This window comes from Chryseobacterium sp. LAM-KRS1, from assembly GCF_013184525.1.
GTDB lineage: Bacteria > Bacteroidota > Bacteroidia > Flavobacteriales > Weeksellaceae > Chryseobacterium > Chryseobacterium proteolyticum.
The window spans coordinates 210,109-229,352 of the sequence record NZ_JAAOIZ010000004.1 but is presented as its reverse complement, the minus strand read 5'-3'; the positions used below and the strand labels follow the sequence as shown (position 1 = coordinate 229,352).

The window sequence follows — 19,244 nt, the reverse complement described above, 5'->3', positions numbered from 1 at the left end:
TGTAAATTTAAAGTAAATTACAATAACAAATCTTGTTTTATTCCAGTTATTTAAGAAGCGGTCTTTCGTCGTAAAAACTCTAAAATATTCCACCCTAAACGATCTACTTTCATTAAAAATCCTGCAATCGTTGTTGCGAGGATAATATTCGTTATATAGATTAAAATCATTAATATCCACCACGGTACATCTTGCTTGAAATGAACGACTAAAAAATAAACAAGGGAAGAACTTATTCCCTGTGCAAAATAAAAGAATATTGCATTCTTTCCGATATAAGTAATAAAATTTTCTTTTGTGATCTTTAATCTGTTATAAAAAACAAATAACGTAACCAGTGAAAACAGGGTCCATATGATATAGGGAGTTTTAGGAGGGAACTTATTTTTATTGATCTTGTAAAATATTTCGCTTCCATAATACCAGAACATCCAGATTAGCAGAATTCCAACCGCTGCATAAAGTGCGGGGATGATACGGGAAGGGATTTTCTTTCCCCTCATTCTATTGGCAATTAAGAAAACCGCAAGATAAAAAGCAACATATCCCACCTGGCCTGTTGGATAAAACCACGGAAATAAATTAAATATTAGTGTCAAAGCAATACACAGTCCTATAAACCAATTAATATGTTTAGGGAAGAATCTTAAAATCAATACACCGAAAACAGCTAATATAAAGTATACTTTTAAATACCAGAAGCTTCCCATTACTACGGGAAATGTATCGGCATTGGTGTATTGATGGAGGTACCAGTTCCCTAAATTTTGCCATTGAGGTTCCGTAGATATATTTGTTGTCGCGTATTTTGAGCCGAATGTAGAGTAAAAGTTTTGCAACCATTCTACAGAAAAAAAACTTAACCCGAAAACTTTAAAAAAGTAATCCAGGAAAAACAGGAATGTTACAAAAATCATATAGGTGATTTGTAGTTTGAGCAGGCGGTAGAACGTTTTCTCAATATTGGCTCCGGATGTAATTCCACTTAATGCATAAAATAAAGCTACATCAAATACTAAAGAAAAGACCCTGACTTCCGCCGGGATATAAAACTGTCCCGACCAGAATGCTGTGTGGATGAATATAATGGAAAGCGTTGCTAATCCTTTTGCAAAATCAATGTAGAGATCCCTGTTCATTATGGTAATTGATAAAGTTCAAAAATAGATAAAGTTTGGAAATAATTTTAAAAATAAAAAAGAGGTAAAGCGAACTTTACCTCCTTTCCTAAATATGTTAATAATGAATGTTTAAAGTTTTCTAAACTCTTCAGCAGAAATTTCTCCGGTTTGGATTTTTCTTAACTCGTCCATATATTGGCTCATATAAGCGTCAATTTCAGGATTTCTTGAATTTTTCCCCATTTTATAGGTTCCGTTAAGGACTCCTTGATAGTAATAAAAGAAGTTATAGTCGAAATCAGCCGCAGATAAACTGTACTGTCCAAGCAGGAAGCCTAAACGAACAGCAGATCTTCTTTGAGGAGGAGTTCCGTGATGGTTATAACTTGAGGTCTGATAATCTCCGATGCTTTGTGCAAATTCATAGGCTGCTGCAATTTCAGAGAATTGAGTTTTGTTATACCCGTTCGGTCTTCTTAAATAATACCCTGCAAAACCATCGGCTTCAAGCTCATTAGGTCTTGCTGTAGATTCATTTACAGAAGGCAGGTTAAACGCATATTGTAGTTGGTGGCCATATTCATGTGCCAGGATCATAGCATTCACGATATCTCCGCCTTTATTTTTTGCATCAGCGTAGATCGCATAACCATAATAGATTTTTCCTGTAGAGTAGGAAATAGCATTATAGGTGGAGTTGAAATTGGAAGGATCGTTTACAAATCGCAATGTTGGGTTACTTCTTCCCCACATACTGGCAATTTTTGTCATTTGCCCGTTCATGAAGTTGGTGTCGGCGCTCGTTTGTAAGCCGGTTAAAAGGACTGCTGTAGAACTCCAGTTTTGATCAACATAAGAGCAGCTTCTCTGAAGGTCTCCGGGTTGTTCAATTTTAGCATTTTCGGTGGATGAATTTGGTAAGACGTTGTCTTCCATTTTGTCGTCGTTACATGCTGATAAAGATAATACAGCAATAGCTCCTGCTAAAAAGCAGAATTTAAAGTTTCTTTTCATAAAATATTTTTTTGGTGAAAACGAAGGTATAAATTATTTTTTAGATAATTAATATATAAATAGTTAAAATTATTCCTTCGTTGGTGAAAAAGCATTTGTGTTGAAAAATATTGTTTTGATTGTAAGCTGTTTATAAAATAATTTGTATATTTGCACCTCGAAATAACTAAAAATTTATAAACAATGTTTGCAATTGTAGAAATAGCAGGGCTTCAATACAAAGTTGAGCAAGACCAGAAGTTGTTTGTACACCGTTTAAAAGGAGATAAAGGAGGAAAAGTTTCTTTCGATAAAGTTCTTCTTACTGTAAACGGTACAATCACTGTAGGCGCCCCAGCTGTAAGCGGGATCACTGTAGAAGCAGAGATCTTAGACCATGTTAAAGCTGATAAAGTAATCGTTTTCAAAAAGAAAAGAAGAAAAGGTTATGAAGTGAAAAACGGTCACAGACAATCTTTAACTCAAATTCAAATTACAGGAATCACTGGATTTGAAGGTGGTTCAAAGAAAGCAGCTAAAAAAGAAACAGTAAAGGCTGAAGTTCTTTCAGACAACGCAACTGTTAACTTTGGTGAAGATCATGAGTTGAACTATCACTTAAAGAAACACAACTTGTCTCAGTCTAAAGAAAACAGAGAGACTTTAATTACTTTAGGAAAAGCTGTTAAAGTTGAATTAGAGAAAAAAGTTCTTACTCACGAAGAAGTAGATGCTGCTATCGTTAAGAACATTGATCAATTTAAAGCTCTTAATAAATAATAATAATCTACAAATAAAATGGCACACAAGAAAGGAGTCGGTAGTTCCAAAAACGGTAGAGAATCTCACTCTAAAAGATTAGGTGTAAAGATTTTCGGTGGACAAGAAGCTATTGCCGGTAATATTATTATCAGACAGAGAGGTACTCAACACCACCCAGGTGAAAACGTGGGAATGGGTAAAGACCATACTTTGTTTGCATTAGTAGACGGTAAAGTAGTTTTCAGAAAGAAAGCAAATAACAGATCTTTTGTATCTGTAGAACCAAACGCTTAATCTAAGCGTTCTATAAAATAAAAGCCTCAACATTGTTGAGGCTTTTTTATGTTTAAATGGTCTGGAATTTTTTCAAAATCCTAATTTTGTCTTGAAAATCCGGGAAAGCCTACATAAAAGGATCTGAAAAAAATGATGTTGCTGATCTTGAGCTGTAATGATCTCCTCTAGTGTTTCTGGCTGTTCTAAACCGGCTTAGCTGTAGTAGCCTATATTGCCTTTAATCTATTTTGATAACGGAATAATGCTCGATATTCTTGAATGTTTTTACTTGCTTATCAGATGGAAATTATTTGTCTTTCTAAAGTATTTTAAAAGCCTACCTGGAATCCTGCTTTTACGCCAAATGTAGAAATGTCAGGCCTGTTGAGGTAGTTGCCTCTCCAGTTGAAATCTACCCTGAAGATCCTCAGGTTTCCAAATCCAATATTTTCAATTCCGAAACCGTATTCATAATAAATATGATCACTAGGAGCAGAATACTTAAAACCTTCAACGTTAATCTTTTTAGATGCATCGCTCAGTGTTCCGTATGCACTTCTGATAAATGCTATTTCTCTTAATTTGAGTTTCTTGATTAGTGGAATATAGGAAAGGATTTTACCATTGAAATGATGTTCCAGATGCAGCGTCGTATATGTATCTGCAACGAACTCATAATAATTAAGTTGTGCAAATGTATTTCCTACCAAACTATAAGATTGGTTTCCGGGAATTATATTTTGTAAGGCTAGCGGAACTGTATTGAAGTTTTTTCCTGCTTCAAAATTGATTAGTGTTTTTCCCCAGCTTCCGATTAATACCGGTTTGTAAAATAAGAATTGTAGTTTATTATAATTGAAATCAGCATTAAACAGGCCTTCCAGTCCTCTTGTGTACTTTAAAACAATAGTAGGAGCCAAGGTTCCATGTTCGTGTCTGTCAACTCCGGTTTGTGAAAATTTAGCACCAGGTCTTGCTATTAAGCTAAGGGTTACATGGGAATCATTAACGGTTTTTCTTAATTCTCCGTTTCTGTAATACATAAGGTTGAAGCCATCCGGATTTGCTGATTTGATGCTTTGCATAGTTCCATCTACCCGTATTTGAAAGTTCTTCCACGGCTCAATAGAGGCAAATACATTAGTTTGATTCAGTGAGCTTAGAGAGGCATTGTCTCCCCTCGCGAAGACTGTGGACGAGGCAAATGTACGTGACATGATTCCGTCATCAGTTGTTAGCTGAACACCGAGCTGCATAACATCTCTTCTGGTGCCTGCTCCGATCATAAACCGGTTGACTTTATTAAACATGTATTTTGCTTCAACACCATATTTGAACTGCTGATCTTTAAATCCATATGCTGTATAAAACTGGATTCTCCAGGGATCATTCATGGAAAAATAACTTCTCGCTCCCAGTCTTATTCTGTCTCCCTCTACTTCGTTTACTCCATAAACTGAAAAAATAGGACCCAAATCTATTCCTTTTGTTATGTTATAGTAACCCGATCCAAGGGTTTCATATAACTTTACAATCCGGTTGAATTTCGGGACCTTCTGAAGCTTATCAAGCATATCATAGACTCCTTGTTCAGATTTGGATAGCGTATCAGGTCTCGCTTTAGCCCAGTAAGCATCATCCTTATCTACAAATTTATTGTCATACTCTTCCTCCTTTCGGGTGAAAACCGATGGAGCAAGTGGCTTGTTAAACTCATATTCCGAATAGTCTACAGTTCTTTTAGCGATGATACTTTTAGATGTTTTCTTTTTTGAGAAAGGGGTCAGCTCTACTACGGTTACAAATTTTCTAGGCAAGAAAGTATTTTCGTCGGGGTTGTCGTATTCCAGCTCTGTGGAAATCCCATTGACGAAATTTACATTCATTTTTTGTGTTGATTTTAACGTCGCTCCTAAAACTGCATAAGTGTCGGTATCAATATAAAGATAGCCCTGAAATGCTAAAATTTCTGTTCTTTTAGGCTGATACCTGATTTTATAAGCATTCTCACCATGTATAGCAATCGTATCAATCAGATTGTAGTCATAGGTGCTAAAACCATCAGTTCCTACAGGACTTGGAAAACCAATATCAAAATAATTCAGGGTATTGTCATAGATATTGATGTCCCTGTAGAGATTTTTCGCCGTTAAAGTTACAATTTGATTATCCTGAAAACCAGATGTTTTTTGAGCTATTAAAAGCTTTTTGGTTTTCTTGCCGGGCTTATTTTCTCCGTAATTTTCATAAATTGATTCATTCAGGAAGATGGGCAGAGCCATTTTTCCACTTGCCGTTGAGTCGGCATAATCAAAGATGAAATCCAGCTTGTTGAAGATCTTTCTCTTCATAAAGGCGCTGTCCAGATTATTAGCGTCAAACTGTATTTTTTCATATTCCTTATAAGTGTAGGTATCGAATTTACTTAAACCATTATTTCTTTTCCTTTTCCATACTTCCTGCATAATGGCATAAGCCGGATTTTCCTTCTTGTTTTTATATTTTGTTTTCTCGTTATGGATCACAACTTCTTCAATGTTTTCCACCTTTTCTTTGGAAAGCTTTACGAAGATATTATTGGCATTATCTGGAGTAACGTCTATACTTTGCAAGGCATAGCTTTTTCTTAAGAATTTTAATTTGTAAATAATACTGTCTGATTGAACGCTGAAGGCTCCCGTAGTTGTTGTTAAAAAAGGTTGATTACTATCATTGATAAATACATCCACCCCGGTAACTTCTTTATTGGTTTTGGCATCAACAATTTTGCCACTTGCAGCATTTTGTGCGCACACAATACCGGAAAATAAAAGAAAAAGGTAGAGATAGTGGTATTTAGAGTTATTAATTAACATTAGGTATTTCTTCAAGCATTTAGCATAAACAAAAAGTATGCTGTTTATTTAAAACGGATAAGATTTAAAAAAATTTCGTGTGTATATACAAAAATGCAAATGTAACAAAAATAACATGACCAATTTGATTAATTATGACCTATGATTTTAAAAGACAATAGGATAGAACAGAATTTATTCCGAATGAAAAATAAAAAAGACCTACATTTCTGTAAGTCTTTTTTGCTCCTCCTGCTGGGCTCGAACCAGCGACCCTCTGATTAACAGTCAGATGCTCTAACCAACTGAGCTAAGGAGGAATTTTCCTTTGTTTTAAGTGGTGCAAATATAATATGAATATTTATATCAAGCAAGTTTTACGTTCAATTATCAATGATTTTAAAGTAAATAGGTTGAATTTCAATAAGAAATATTTTGCTTGTCATCTTATTAAATGGAGTAATCCTCAAATAAATAACGGAAATACAATTCCGGGGATTCTAAAAAACTTTTTGTTAACTGATAATGCTCCGTTTCTTTATAATCAATCTGTTTAATTTTATCATCCAGTAAATAGACTTCAGCTTCCGGATAGCTCATCAAAATAGGTGAATGGCTGGAAATAATGAATTGGGCTTTTCCAGCTTTTTCCAGCTTGTGAATAATTGACAATAGGGAAAGTTGTCTTTGCGGAGAAAGAGCGGCTTCCGGCTCATCAAGGATATAAATGCCTTTCTGAAAATGGTTATGAAATAATGATAAAAAAGCTTCGCCATGGGATTGCTGATGAAGAGATTTTCCCCCGTAAGCATCTAAAACACTTCTGTCTTCTTCGGCTACTTCATCAATATATGTTGCGAAATTAAAAAAGCTTTCTGCCCTCATAAAAAAGCCTTGTGCTGTTTTGGTTTCCCATGAAAGTTTAAGGTGTTCTGCTAGTTCGGATTCCGTTTTATGAAAACTATAATTATGATTTCTATTTCCTCCGGAAACATTGAAATCGCATTTTTCGGCAATAGCTTCTAGTAAAGTTGATTTTCCAATCCCATTTTCACCTACAAAGAAAGTGACATTGCTTCGAAGTCTGAGATTTAATCCACTACTCAAAAAAGGAAGGTTGAAGGGGAAATCCTTCGAATGGTCTTCGTTCAAATAAATCCTGGATAAATAAGGTATTTGTTTGTTTAGTTGATATCAAGCAAAATACATGCAAAAAAAAGACCTACATTTCTGTAAGCCTTGTTTTTTATTTCCTTAAATCTTTAAGGATTTCCTGGACCGCTCTTTCCAGTTGCGGGTCATGATCTTGCTGTCGGTCTATGAAGGTGTTTTTAATATAAATGTCTGGTTTTACACCTGTTTTCTCCAGGTTCTGACCGTCCAGAGTGTAGGTTCCCCATGCAGGAAGTCTATAATAAGAACCATCTACAAGACTTTTTCCGGAAGTGAAGATAATCCATCGATAGGTATCCTGCCCAATGATTTTTCCTAATTTCAGAGCCTTGAAACCGGCAGCGGTCATTTCGGCGTCACTCAGCGAAGCTTCGTTGATCAAAAGAACAATAGGCTTTCCGGAAGGTGCGAAATTGGGCTGTGTGGTCATTTTTCCTTCCCGGTATTTCCATTGTAAATAAGGTTTTTGAGAAAGGAAATTTAATACTTTATCATGAACGTTTCCGCCTGTATTATAGCGTAAATCGAGAATAACAGCTTCTTTTTGAATTTCCTGTTCCACCATATCCAGAAGGAAGCGGTCCAGTTCATCAGTAGTCATATTTTTCATATATGAATAGGCAATGCGGCTGTTGCTCATCTGATTTACGCGTTGCCGATTATTGAATATCCATTCGTCATACAAAAGTCCTTTTAATTCTGTATTTGAAATCGGATGTACCTTGGTGGTGATGTCCTTGCCATTGCGTGTGAAAGTAAGAATAACTTCTTCCTGCTTTTTAGGACTTGTAAAATAAGATTCACGATTTTCGTGTACGTCAATATTTTTTCCATTTACAGCAATCAATTGATCTCCTGGTTTAATGTCAACCCCGGAACGGAAAGCGGGTGATTTTCTTACAATACCTTCTACACTATAAGGCTGGTCCTTTTTAAAGATAATCCCTGTTTCATTGGTAAAATAATTCAGATATCTGGTTTCTTCCTTTCCTGTTGAGGAAAATCCCGTATGTGAAGAATTGAGTTCTCCCAACAGATCGTTTAATAAAATCCGCAAATCATTTCTGTTATTGATATACGGAAGATATTTAGCATACTGCTCCTTTTTTGCTTTCCAGTTGATACCATGGAATTTTTCATCATAGAAATTTTCTTCAACTCCAGTCCATGTTTCATCATACATCTGGGTAAATTCAGAAGCGAGATTTTTGTTAAAAGTATACTGGATATTTATTTTTTCTGGCTTTAATGTTGCTATGGCCATTTTATAAATGTTACCCTCTATTAATGTAAAAAAAGACTTGTCATTTTTGATGATATAGCTGGCTTCTTTATCGAAAACCTTTTCTGATTTAGCGGTTTCAAAATCTGTGAAAACCTTTTTGAAAAGTTGTTTCTTTCCATTATCCTGATTGGAATTAAAGAATAAAATTTCCTTTTTGTCATCCATGAAAACGGTAGGATCTTCCTGGTATCCATACCTGTCTGTAACCAGCTCAATCCTTTCCAAAGTGTTTTCAGGATTAATTTTCAATTCTTTTACAACAATTTCTTTTTCTTCCTTTTTTTCTTTGTCTTCTTCTTTTTTATCCTTGTTTTCCTTTGTCGTTTCAGGTTTCTTTACCTCCTCAGTAAATAGCTTATCGAATCTTTCAGATTTGTAAGGCTCATCAAACCAATCCAGCGCCATTCTGTAAATATTAGATTTCTGCATACCTAGCGGATAAGAAGGGTTCGTCCGGTCACTTGTAAAATAAATATACTTACCATTGGGTGACCAAAAAGGATCTTCCTCTGAAACGCCGGTGTTGGTAAGATTTATGATTTTGCTTTTTCCGATATGATAAACAAAGATATCCAGTTCAAAATTTCTTTTTGCAGAGAAAAGTACGTATTCGTTATTGGGAGAAAAAGAAGGTTTCGAATTTTGAAAAGCCCAGATTTCATCTTTTACGATAGTTGTAGAGTGTAAACTCTTTAAGTCCATTAATCTTACTTCATCACGACCACTTAAATACACTGCTTTTGAAAGGTCATTATTCAGGGTTATATTGCGGTTGTTACGCAAATCAGTAGTTAATTGCTTTACCTGGCCTTTTCCGTCTGCAGCAATACTAAACCAGTTTTGATATCCCTGGTAAGTCTGGTTAAAAAGTAATGTGCGATTGTCCTTCAGCCATTTTACTTCCATTACACGTTCCTTTCCGTCAGATATCTGTTGTGTAAACTTTCCTTCAATATCAGAAACAAAAAGAACACCACGGCTCACAAAAGCTATTTTCTTACCATCTGATGAAATATCATAATAAGAAATATTATTTTCTATATTAAAATTTTGTTCTTTCTCCAGTGTTTTATTTGTGTTAAGGCTTATATTAAGAGCTTTTATATCTTTTGTAGCTACGTCATAGGTGTAAAGCTGATAATCTTTTTCAAATATTACTTTGGATCCGTTAGCTGAAACAAATGGCTTTTTAATAGAGGTTTCAAATTGTGTTAAAGGTACCTTTTTGCCATTTTTAAGTTCATAAAGATTATATTCATTGTTATTTTCATCAGAAATAAAATAAATAGTCCCATTTTTATCTACGCTCGGATTAAAATCTTTTCCTGCATAGTTCGTATATTGTTTAAAGGAATTGTTTTTTGGATTATAACCTAAAATATCAGGGTTGTTTTCTCCTTTATAGTGTTTGCGATGTACCTGATTGGCGCTTTCTGATGAACTTGTGAAAAGATATTCACCGCCAGGAGTTTCTGCCAGGCCGTTTGTATTATTAAAGTAATTGTTGAAAAGCTTTTGTGGTGTTTCGCCTTCAATAGTAGTTTTAAAACTGCCAAAGTTATTATTCCTGTTTGAGGTAAAATAAATAGTTTTACTGTCCCATCCCCAGTTTTCTATTTCATCTTTTCCTGTGTGAAATGTTAACTGTTTAATGCTTCCTCCTTCAGCAGGCATCACATACACGTCATAATTTCCGTATTGATTGGAACTGAATGCAAGCCATTTTCCGTCTGGAGAAATGCGTGGATTAATTTCCTCTCCCTCCAGGGCTGTGATTCTGGAAGCGTTTCCGCCATTGGAATCCACTTTCCAGATGTCTCCATCATAAGCAAAATAAGCGGTTTTCCCATCCGGGCTTAACGAAGGACTTGATAAAAAATAAGATTTTTCCTGTGCTGAAACTTGAATGCTAGCAAAGGCTGCTAATAACGAAATAAAGATTCTTTTCATGAGATAATTAGATATTCCTGGGGATATGTTGTCATACTTTGCGCTGCAAAATATTTCCTCTTATAATTATTTAATAAGTTGCAAATATCTAATTTTTTAAGAATATCAGGATCTTTTGCATTATTAAATTGTGATATGCAAAAAAAAAGACTTACAGAAATGTAAGTCTTTTTGCTCCTCCTGCTGGGCTCGAACCAGCGACCCTCTGATTAACAGTCAGATGCTCTAACCAACTGAGCTAAGGAGGAATGTCCTTTGTTTTTAAGTGGTGCAAATATAGGACGAATATTTATACCAGGCAAATTTTTCTTTTGAAAATTTAAAAAATATTATAATTTTCCTGTGAATATTTTAAAGATATCGCTTCCGAAAATCAGTAACATTAAGCCTAATAGAAAGATAACACCAACCATTTGTGCATTTTCCAATACTTTTTGAGGAACTGGTTTTCCGAAAATAATCTCATACAATGTAAATAAAACGTGTCCCCCATCTAATCCTGGAATAGGAATAAGATTCAGGAAAGCCAGCCATATCGAAAACATTGCTGTAAAGCTCCAGAATGCAGGCCAGTTAATCGCAAAGCTACCATCTGCTGCCTTATTTACGGGCATAGATTTTACAATTGCAATAGGTCCACCTACATTTTTGTATCCTTGAATTTTAGAGTTGAACATAATTTTGAACTGCTTTACCTGCATGGTTAAAGCTTCAATGGTTCTTTCAAAACCTCTTGGAATAGATTCTCCGAAAGAGTATTTTTTGTCAGTAACTACACTTGCAAGACTTTTTTGGTCAACAGCAATTCCTAATTTACCATTTTTATCTACTGGTGCGGAGATAGTTTGCTTTTCAGTACCACGATTAACCTCAATGCTTACTGTTTTCCCTTTATTTTCAGCTAATGTCGAACTTACCTCGTCGAAGAAAGGAGTTGGCTTCCCATTGATGGCTACAATTCTATCGCCTTTCGCCAACCCTGATGCTTTTGAAGAAGGAGTCGCTAAAGAATCAATGATCATCGGAATTCTGGGAGTGATATAAAGCTTTGCTTCTCTTTGTCTGATAACATCAGCTACACCATCTTCATTCACTTTGAATGTAATTTCCTTACCCCCTCTAAGAACAGTAACATGATCACTAAAAAGTATATTAATAGCTGAATTTTCCAATCTTTCTGCTGGTTTTCCATCGATAGAGACAATTTTATCACCATTTTGGAATCCCATTTTTTTACCGGCATCTGTTACGCCGATACCATTGTCAAATTTTGTAAGATCTGTGTACATTTCTCCATTAAAAAGAGAAAGACAGCTATAAATTAACCACGCAAGGAAAAAGTTTACCGTAACTCCTCCCAACATAATGATAAGTCTCTGCCAAGCCGGTTTTGCACGGAATTCCCATGGTTGTGCCGGTTGTTTTAATTGTTCGGTATCCATGCTTTCATCCACCATTCCGGCAATTTTCACGTAGCCTCCAAAAGGAAGCCATCCGATACCGTATTCCGTTTCACCGATTTTTTTCTTTGCGATAGAAAACCAAGGATCGAAAAATAAATAAAACTTTTCTACTTTGGTTTTGAACCATTTGGCGGGCAAAAAATGCCCCAGTTCATGAAGAACGACTAAGATAGAAATGCTTAATATGAATTGAAAAATTTTAATTGCTAATTCCATTAATAAATTTTAGATTTTAATTTGCAAAGGTAACAATTATCAAAACTATGCCAAATAAAAAAGCTCCTCATATAGAGAAGCTTTGTCATATATTAAGACTGTTTTTACAAATTAAGGGAAACCCCCAGGCTGCCATTGTTTCCAACTTCTGCAAATACCCCGATTCTCTCAGTGAAAAAGTAACGGGCACCAATATGGGCGCCGATTCCAAAATCTTTTCCGAGAACCCCAAGATCAACTCCGGGATAAATGTCCAGCTTTTCAGGGAGCTGTAATGCTTCTTTTAAATGAAAATTAAGCCTTCCAAAGATGAAGACCTTGTTGTCGTTGTCATTATTTTTATATCCGCTAAAGTAGCCGTTCAGCCCGGCACCAACTGATATAAGTTTATTGAGCCCGTAATCATAAGTCCCTGTAATTCCTGTTCCATATCCCCATGCACTGAATCCCAATTGCACTTTCTGATCACCCTTTCCTGTCCATGCCTGGGCATTTACGGCAGTTCCAAAGAAGAAGACCGCTAAAATAAAAACCAATTTCTTCATAAATATTACACTTTAGTTCTATTAATTAAGAATAATCAGCTACAAAAATAGAACCGAAACCGATTAAAAATCCTATTTTTATACAAGATTTTGAACGACTTTTATGAAAATTAAAGGATTAAATTTAGATATTATCTGGAAAGATAAGGAAAGTAACTTTCGTTTAATAGAAGAGGAATTAAATAATCAGGATGCTGATATTTTTCTTTTACCCGAAATGTTCTCAACAGGTTTTTGTATGGATGCTTCTGAGGTTTCAGACCGTAATGAGGAAGCTTTAAGTTTCTTACACAAGATGTCAAAAGAGAAAGGATCCGCTTTTTGTGGAAGTGCTCCTGTAGAACAAGATGGGAAATTTTACAACAGGATGTATTTCGTAAAGCCTGATTCGTCAGTTGTTTTTTATGATAAAAGACATTTGTTCTCTTTCTCTGGAGAGGATAAGGTGTATACCCCAGGAAAAGAAAGAGTTATTGTTGAATATAAAGGATTCCGCATTTTGCTTCAGGTTTGCTACGATCTTCGTTTTCCTGTTTTTGCAAGAAATAATGATGATTATGATGCAATCTTCTATGTAGCCAATTGGCCGGAGAAGCGAGTGGGAGCCTGGGAGCATTTGCTGAAAGCCAGGGCTATTGAAAATTTATCATACGTTTTTGGATTGAACAGGATAGGAACCGATGGAAATAATTTATTCTATCAGGAAAGCTCACATTGTTTTTTTGCTGATGGAAGAGACATTGCCCAAAAAGAAAAGAATATTGTGTCTGCAGAATTGAATATGAATGAGCTTTTGGATTTCAGAAAGCATTTCCAGTTTTTGAATGACCGGGATCAATTTTCAATTCAGATGTAATTATCGAAATAAAAAAGCTGTGAAATTTCACAGCTTTATTCATATTGTTTCAGCAATTGGGTTAAAGTATTGACGTCATGTACGCCACTTTCTTTCCACAAAAGTTCTCCGTGTTTAAATATAGCCAAAGTAGGGACACCACGAACTCCATATTGTGAAGCAATAGCCGGATACTGGTCTACGTCTACTTTAATAATTCTTGCTCCTTCACCTACATTTTCTTTAACTGTTGTGAGTACTGACGACTGAACCTTACACGGTTGGCACCAGGTCGCAAAAAAGTCAATTAAAACAGGTCTTTCGGAATTAATTAATTCTTTAAATTTTTCTGACATGATTTTTGGTGTTTTTATTATTTGGGGCTATCAGCCTCTTTCTGGATTGCCTTTACATTTTTCCAGCTTGTCCCGTCATAGGCCTCCACTCCGTTTTTCTTTAAAATCTCTACTGCCTGGTCCGCCTGGATTCCTTTGTTGCAAAAAACCACTACTTTTTTGCCTTTTAAGGACTCAATATTATTTTGAATCTCAGCAAGCGGGATGTTGATTGCATCTTTTGCTGTTCCTTCCTTATATTGCTCAGGGATTCTAACGTCTATCAAAGTAACATCACTACTGTTTACTATTTGTTTAATATCAGCTGGGGCATTATTCTTCGATATGCTTGAAGTTTTACATGCACTTAACGTTACAGATACAGCAAAAATAAATCCACAAATCTTATTTCTCATTCGTTAATTTACAATGTTTTCGACTGGCAGACAAAATCCGAAGTGGGTAGTTTTTCCGTTTTTTTAATTCCGTTAAAACCGCCTTCGATTTCAGTAAAGTTTCTGATTCCGTGTGAGTTAAGAATGCTTGCGGCAATCATGCTTCTATATCCTCCTGCGCAATGAAGGAAGAAATGTTCCGAGTCATCAATTGAACTGATCCAGTCGCTGATGGAGTCTAACGGCTTATTAAATGCGTTATCAATATGTTCAGCTGCATACTCAGTCAGTTTTCTGACATCAATAACCGTAGACTGATCATTGAATTCTTCTACAAATTCTGAAGGAGAAATCCTTTTAATCTCATCAGTTTCTTTATTGGCATTCTGCCATGATTGAAAACCTCCATTCAAATACCCTAAAACGTTATCAAATCCAACTCTGCTTAACCGGGTAATCACTTCTTCTTCGGTTCCTTCATCTGAAACCAATAACAGTGGATGTTTTACGTCTACGATCAATGTTCCTACCCAAGGAGCAAAATCTCCTTTCAGTCCGATATTAATAGAATTAGGAATAAAGCCTTTATGGAAATCGGCAGCGCTTCTGGTATCTAAAATAAGTGCTCCGGAATCTTCAGCGATGATCTCAAAATCTTCTACAGAAATTGGATTAAGACCTTTATCCATTACGGTATCTATGCTTTCATAGCCTCCTTTATTTAAAGCTACATTCATTCCAAAATATTTCGGTGGGGCAGTAAGGCCGTCCAAAACTTCTTTTATAAAAGATTCTTTATCGGGTTGGTTTAAAGCGTAGTTGGTTCGTTTTTGGTTCCCAAGGGTGTCAACTGTTTCTTTCTGCATGTTTTTTCCACAGGCAGAACCTGCTCCATGTGCAGGATAAACAGTGATGGTATCTGCTAAAGGTATAATCTTGCTATGAAGACTCTCATATAATATTCCCGCAAGGTCCTCCTGCGTGAGATTAGTTGCTTTCTGAGCGAGATCCGGACGGCCAACATCTCCTAAAAATAAAGTATCACCCGTGAAAATTGCTGTTTCAACACCATTTTCATCTATTAAAAGATAGGTGGTACTTTCCATGGTATGGCCCGGAGTATGCAAAACCTTTATTTTTACTTTTCCAATTTCAAAGATTTGATAATCTTCAGCAATTGTTGCTTCAAATTCCGGCTTAGCAGTAGGTCCGTAAATAATAGGAGCACCAGTCTTTTTACTTAAATCCAGGTGTCCGGAAACAAAATCGGCATGGAAATGTGTTTCAAAAATATATTTTAAAGTTACATGGTCTTTCTCAAGACGGTCCAGATATGGTTTTACCTCTCTTAGAGGATCTATAATTGCAGCTTCGTTTTCTGAGACAATATAATAGGCTCCCTGAGCTAGACAGCCCGTATATATTTGTTCAACTTTCATTTGCTTAGTTTTAAATTAAATTTCAGTTAAAGATACAAAGTATTAGATGAATTGTAAACGAAATGTTAAATCTGAATGATAGTTTCTTTCAATTTAAATGGTTTTACCGGGTTTTAGGAATCGAAAGTTATTTATTTTCAACAAGAAAGGGCAGATTATTAAAATACTAAATTGGTAGACTGTTTTTTGTCATGCTTAAAAAACAAAAATAATTGCGTACAGGAAATGGGTCTGTTTAAAAGAAATACGAAATAATTAATCAGAGAACTTCGCAAGAATACAAGTTTGTTGACTTAATATTTTGTAAAAAATTTTATATTTATAAGTTAAAAAAAATCAAATGGCAGATAAAAAACAATTTATTGATGAATTAAGTGCTAGATATACTCCGAAAGGAGATCATATTATATTAGGAAAAGGTATGCTTGATGGGGAGGTAGTTACCGAAGTGAATGTAACCATTCCTTTAAAAACAATCAACAGGCATGGTCTTATTGCGGGAGCCACCGGAACAGGAAAGACAAAAACTCTTCAGGTATTTGCGGAACAGTTATCACATGCTGGGATTCCGTCTTTAGTTTTAGATATTAAAGGAGATTTCTCAGGAATTGCAGAAGCAGGTGAAATGAATCCCATTATAGAAGAAAGATACGCAAAAACCCAGCTTCCATACAATCCACAAGCCTTTCCGGTTGAATTAATGAGTATTTCCGGTGGTAAGGGTGTGAAATTGAGAGCTACCGTCACAGAATTCGGTCCGGTTTTATTGAGCAAGATTTTACAGTTGAATGATACCCAGCAGAGTATTATGTCAATTGTTTTTAAATATTGTGATGATAAAGGACTTCCTTTAATCGACCTAAATGACCTGAAAAAAGTCCTGCAATATGTGACGGATAATGCAGAAGGTAAAGCAGAATTATCTTCCAATTACGGATCAATAGCATCTGCTTCTTTGGGAACTATTCTAAGATCAATCGTAGCTTTAGAACAACAGGGAGCAGCTGATTTCTTCGGTGAGCTGAGCTTTGATGTTCAGGATTTACTTGAGACAAGGGATGGAAAAGGAGTTGTAAATATCTTAAGGGTCGCCGATATACAAAATAAACCACAGCTGTTTTCAACATTTATGCTTTCTCTCTTTGCGGAAATTTATATGACATTTCCTGAAGAAGGAGATAGCGGAAAGCCTAAATTAGTTTTATTTATTGATGAAGCGCATTTGATTTTTAATGAGGCCTCTAAGGCATTGCTTTCACAAATTGAAACAATGGTTAAATTAATCCGTTCAAAAGGGGTGGGTATTTATTTTATTACACAGATTCCCGGAGATGTTCCTGAAAATGTTCTTTCTCAGTTAGGATTAAAAATTCAACATGCTTTGAGAGGATTTACTGCAAAAGATAAAAAAGAGATTTCAAAAGCAGTGGAAAACTATCCTACAACAGAATTTTATAATGCTTCTAATCTGATTCAGAATCTTGGAATTGGAGAAGCTTTTGTAACGGCGTTGGATGAAAAAGGAATTCCTACTCCTTTGGTTCAGACTTACCTGATTTCTCCGGAATCGAGAATGGATGTTTTGAATGATGCTGAGGTTTCGGAATTAACAGGAAATTCTGCTTTGGTTGCTAAATATGAAGAAGCGATAGATAAAGAATCGGCTTATGAGATATTAACGGCAAGAATGGAGCAGGCGGCACAGAATCCGGCTCCAACACAAAGAGCAAAGCCGGTAAAGGAAGAGCCAGGGATGTTTGAGCAGGTATTACAGAGCAAAGCAGGAAGAACTTTTACCAGCACATTGATGCGTGAAGGAGCAAAAGCAGTTTTGGGAATGTTTGGTCTGGGAGGAAGAAGGAGATAATAAAAACATTAGTGCAATTCTTATCTAATAACCATGAAAAATGTATCATCTTTTTATTGTATCGGATTAGCTTCGGTTAATCTCATAATGGATACCATTCATAACCACTTTGGAATATTTGATATAATTTTTGTTATTTTAGCGGGATTGCCTTTACTGCTCAATAAAAAATGGATGTATGAATTGTTTGGAGGCACTATGGACCTTATCAGTTTATATATTATTTTTGCCATTTTTGTGTCCATAGTTAAAGACGGTCAAAATGCGATGATGCAACCTCTTTGGACGTATGGCATGGGTTATGTACTTAGTTTTTTAACGCTAATTTTCGGACTTTTAATGACAAAAATTATTAAAATCCGCAACAGAAGAAATATTATAACATCAGGTTAAATGTATTCAATTATAGATATAGAAAGTAATGGTGCAGGTTATAGACATGAATGCATTATAGATATTGCCATTTATCGGTATGACGGGCAGAAAATTGTTGACCAGTTCATTTCTTTGGTGAATCCGGAAAGTGATATTACTCCATTTGTACAAAAGCTGACAGGGATTACTCCTAAAATGGTTAAAACGGCTCCAAAATTTCATGAAATTGCAAAAAGGGTCATTGAAATTACCCAAAATACTACTTTAGTTGGGCATAATATTGATTTTGATTACAGGATGCTACGGCAATCTTTTAAAAGTCTTGGTTACGATTTTAAAATCAATACTTTAGATACTATTCCGTTAGCTAAAAAGCTCATTCCTGATGAAGTAAGCTATTCGCTGGGTAAGCTCGTAAAATCTCTTGGAATTCCTTTAACCAATCATCACAGGGCAGACGGAGACGCAAGGGCTACTTTGGAGTTGTTCAGGCTGCTGGTTTCAAAGGATACTGAGAATGAGATTATACAAAAACATCACGATGAATCCAATGCCAAGACTTATATCAACAAAATCAAGCTGTTAACGCAGGATTTACCTAATGAAAGAGGGTTTGTGTATTTTCAGAATGCAGCTGGAAAAATCATTCTTTCAGAGTATGTTCAGGATATCAATAAGTTTTCAAAAAAAGTATTTAATTCGAAATCCAAAAAATGGGAAACGATACAGAATGAGGTAGAACAGATTAGTTTCGAACTTACTGGAAATGATATTATTGCCAGATTGATACTCAATTCAAAAAATATCAAGAGGAGAGAAATTTTACCTTTTGGCCTTTATCACAGAAACGATAAATATATTGTTGAGAAAAATAAACTGAACAAAGAAGATAAACCTATTCTGAAGTTCAGGTCTTTTACACAAGGATCAAAAGCAATCCAGTTTATTGGAAGCCAGAGAGAATATGATGATATCAGTATTTTTAAAAGAAAGATTGATTTTAAAAACCGTAATGAGCTATGGCTTGGCTCGGGAAGGAAATTGGGTGAGAAATTATTTTTAATTATTGAAAATGGTAAAGTTGTTTCATACGGTTTTTATGAACTTTTTACACAGATTCAGACTCTGAGCAGGCTCTCCAAGCTGAAAATCGACCTGCCTTTACCTGCTTCTGACCTGATTAATGATTTACAGTTAGCACTGCTTCGCGGTGATTTTGAGACACTCCCGTTGCCTAAATGATAAAAAGGAAGGTGGAGGCTTTTCAAATCAATTTGAATAGAATAAAAAAATAAATAGTATTTTTGCAAAAATAAAAATAAGCAATGCAATATTTTAAGCAAATTAAAACTGGAAAAAAGGGAGCTATAAAGTTCTCTA

The 19,244-nt window shown here is 35.4% G+C and carries 16 protein-coding genes and 2 tRNA genes; 6 read left to right on the top strand and 12 right to left on the bottom strand.

Going from position 1 to position 19,244, the window contains the following annotated elements; genetic code table 11:
- Positions 1-50: 50 nt before the first annotated feature.
- Entirely contained in the window at positions 51-1,139 is a 1,089-nt protein-coding gene (locus G9C87_RS12050; RefSeq protein WP_172281432.1) for an acyltransferase family protein, read from the bottom strand.
- 111 nt (positions 1,140-1,250) lie between these two features.
- Positions 1,251-2,135: a metalloprotease gene (locus G9C87_RS12045; protein ID WP_172281430.1), complete on the bottom strand. Its 885-nt coding sequence runs from the start codon at positions 2,133-2,135 to the stop codon at positions 1,251-1,253.
- A 183-nt stretch (positions 2,136-2,318) separates the two neighbouring features.
- Between G9C87_RS12045 and rplU the strand changes: the two genes are divergently transcribed.
- The gene (rplU, locus tag G9C87_RS12040) at positions 2,319-2,894 is read left to right on the top strand and encodes a 50S ribosomal protein L21 (RefSeq protein ID WP_172281428.1); all 576 of its coding nucleotides are present in this window, start codon (positions 2,319-2,321) and stop codon (positions 2,892-2,894) included.
- An 18-nt stretch (positions 2,895-2,912) separates the two neighbouring features.
- Positions 2,913-3,170: a 50S ribosomal protein L27 gene (gene rpmA, locus G9C87_RS12035; RefSeq protein ID WP_007842221.1), complete on the top strand. Its 258-nt coding sequence runs from the start codon at positions 2,913-2,915 to the stop codon at positions 3,168-3,170.
- A gap of 311 nt (positions 3,171-3,481) precedes the next feature.
- On the opposite strand, the gene G9C87_RS12030 is transcribed toward rpmA, so the two are convergent.
- The 7 genes from G9C87_RS12030 to G9C87_RS12000 form a co-directional block, all read right to left on the bottom strand.
- Complete coding sequence (locus tag G9C87_RS12030; RefSeq protein WP_172281426.1) at positions 3,482-6,007, bottom strand: DUF5686 family protein; 2,526 nt, start codon at positions 6,005-6,007, stop codon at positions 3,482-3,484.
- Positions 6,008-6,232: 225 nt separating this feature from the next.
- A tRNA-Asn gene (locus G9C87_RS12025) sits at positions 6,233-6,306 on the bottom strand.
- Between the two features lie 130 nt (positions 6,307-6,436).
- A complete protein-coding gene (locus tag G9C87_RS12020) occupies positions 6,437-7,138 on the bottom strand; it encodes an AAA family ATPase (protein ID WP_194304256.1) in 702 nt (233 codons plus the stop codon).
- A 94-nt stretch (positions 7,139-7,232) separates the two neighbouring features.
- On the bottom strand, positions 7,233-10,394 hold the full coding sequence (locus tag G9C87_RS12015) for a S41 family peptidase (protein WP_172281424.1): 3,162 nt from the start codon (positions 10,392-10,394) through the stop codon (positions 7,233-7,235).
- A 174-nt stretch (positions 10,395-10,568) separates the two neighbouring features.
- A tRNA-Asn gene (locus tag G9C87_RS12010) sits at positions 10,569-10,642 on the bottom strand.
- An 81-nt stretch (positions 10,643-10,723) separates the two neighbouring features.
- A complete protein-coding gene (gene rseP, locus G9C87_RS12005; protein ID WP_172281422.1) occupies positions 10,724-12,073 on the bottom strand; it encodes an RIP metalloprotease RseP in 1,350 nt (449 codons plus the stop codon).
- Between the two features lie 104 nt (positions 12,074-12,177).
- Positions 12,178-12,618, bottom strand: a complete 441-nt coding sequence (locus G9C87_RS12000) for a DUF6646 family protein (protein WP_172281420.1) — start codon at positions 12,616-12,618, stop codon at positions 12,178-12,180.
- Positions 12,619-12,721: 103 nt separating this feature from the next.
- Here G9C87_RS12000 and G9C87_RS11995 point away from each other — a divergent pair, with 103 nt between their 5' ends.
- Positions 12,722-13,474, top strand: a complete 753-nt coding sequence (locus G9C87_RS11995; protein WP_172281418.1) for a nitrilase-related carbon-nitrogen hydrolase — start codon at positions 12,722-12,724, stop codon at positions 13,472-13,474.
- A 35-nt stretch (positions 13,475-13,509) separates the two neighbouring features.
- Here G9C87_RS11995 and G9C87_RS11990 read toward each other — a convergent pair whose 3' ends face one another.
- From G9C87_RS11990 to G9C87_RS11980, 3 genes are read right to left on the bottom strand one after another with little or no spacing between them, the layout of a single operon-like run.
- Positions 13,510-13,809, bottom strand: coding sequence for a thioredoxin family protein (locus tag G9C87_RS11990; RefSeq protein WP_172281416.1), 300 nt, complete (start codon positions 13,807-13,809; stop codon positions 13,510-13,512).
- Positions 13,810-13,826: 17 nt separating this feature from the next.
- The gene (locus G9C87_RS11985) at positions 13,827-14,204 is read right to left on the bottom strand and encodes a rhodanese-like domain-containing protein (RefSeq protein WP_172281414.1); all 378 of its coding nucleotides are present in this window, start codon (positions 14,202-14,204) and stop codon (positions 13,827-13,829) included.
- An 8-nt stretch (positions 14,205-14,212) separates the two neighbouring features.
- Entirely contained in the window at positions 14,213-15,622 is a 1,410-nt protein-coding gene (locus tag G9C87_RS11980) for an MBL fold metallo-hydrolase (RefSeq protein ID WP_172281412.1), read from the bottom strand.
- 340 nt (positions 15,623-15,962) lie between these two features.
- Between G9C87_RS11980 and G9C87_RS11975 the strand changes: the two genes are divergently transcribed.
- The 3 genes from G9C87_RS11975 to G9C87_RS11965 are packed head-to-tail and all read left to right on the top strand — an operon-like array spanning position 15,963 to position 19,106.
- Positions 15,963-17,489 (top strand): helicase HerA-like domain-containing protein, encoded by a 1,527-nt coding sequence (locus tag G9C87_RS11975; protein ID WP_172281410.1) that lies wholly within the window; start codon positions 15,963-15,965, stop codon positions 17,487-17,489.
- Positions 17,490-17,522: 33 nt separating this feature from the next.
- A complete protein-coding gene (locus G9C87_RS11970; RefSeq protein ID WP_172281408.1) occupies positions 17,523-17,882 on the top strand; it encodes a hypothetical protein in 360 nt (119 codons plus the stop codon).
- The gene (locus G9C87_RS11965) at positions 17,883-19,106 is read left to right on the top strand and encodes a PolC-type DNA polymerase III (protein ID WP_172281406.1); all 1,224 of its coding nucleotides are present in this window, start codon (positions 17,883-17,885) and stop codon (positions 19,104-19,106) included.
- The last annotated feature ends 138 nt before the right edge of the window (positions 19,107-19,244 follow it).

Coding starts and splice junctions, on each gene's coding strand:
- G9C87_RS12045 (WP_172281430.1), bottom strand. CDS start 2,135: ATGAAAAGAAACTTTAAATTCTGCTTTTTAGCAGGAGCTATTGCTGTA.
- rpmA (WP_007842221.1), top strand. CDS start 2,913: ATGGCACACAAGAAAGGAGTCGGTAGTTCCAAAAACGGTAGAGAATCT.
- G9C87_RS12000 (WP_172281420.1), bottom strand. CDS start 12,618: ATGAAGAAATTGGTTTTTATTTTAGCGGTCTTCTTCTTTGGAACTGCC.
- G9C87_RS11995 (WP_172281418.1), top strand. CDS start 12,722: ATGAAAATTAAAGGATTAAATTTAGATATTATCTGGAAAGATAAGGAA.
- G9C87_RS11975 (WP_172281410.1), top strand. CDS start 15,963: ATGGCAGATAAAAAACAATTTATTGATGAATTAAGTGCTAGATATACT.
- G9C87_RS12030 (WP_172281426.1), bottom strand. CDS start 6,007: ATGTTAATTAATAACTCTAAATACCACTATCTCTACCTTTTTCTTTTA.
- G9C87_RS11970 (WP_172281408.1), top strand. CDS start 17,523: ATGAAAAATGTATCATCTTTTTATTGTATCGGATTAGCTTCGGTTAAT.
- G9C87_RS12050 (WP_172281432.1), bottom strand. CDS start 1,139: ATGAACAGGGATCTCTACATTGATTTTGCAAAAGGATTAGCAACGCTT.
- G9C87_RS11965 (WP_172281406.1), top strand. CDS start 17,883: ATGTATTCAATTATAGATATAGAAAGTAATGGTGCAGGTTATAGACAT.
- rplU (WP_172281428.1), top strand. CDS start 2,319: ATGTTTGCAATTGTAGAAATAGCAGGGCTTCAATACAAAGTTGAGCAA.
- rseP (WP_172281422.1), bottom strand. CDS start 12,073: ATGGAATTAGCAATTAAAATTTTTCAATTCATATTAAGCATTTCTATC.
- G9C87_RS11990 (WP_172281416.1), bottom strand. CDS start 13,809: ATGTCAGAAAAATTTAAAGAATTAATTAATTCCGAAAGACCTGTTTTA.
- G9C87_RS12015 (WP_172281424.1), bottom strand. CDS start 10,394: ATGAAAAGAATCTTTATTTCGTTATTAGCAGCCTTTGCTAGCATTCAA.
- G9C87_RS11980 (WP_172281412.1), bottom strand. CDS start 15,622: ATGAAAGTTGAACAAATATATACGGGCTGTCTAGCTCAGGGAGCCTAT.
- G9C87_RS11985 (WP_172281414.1), bottom strand. CDS start 14,204: ATGAGAAATAAGATTTGTGGATTTATTTTTGCTGTATCTGTAACGTTA.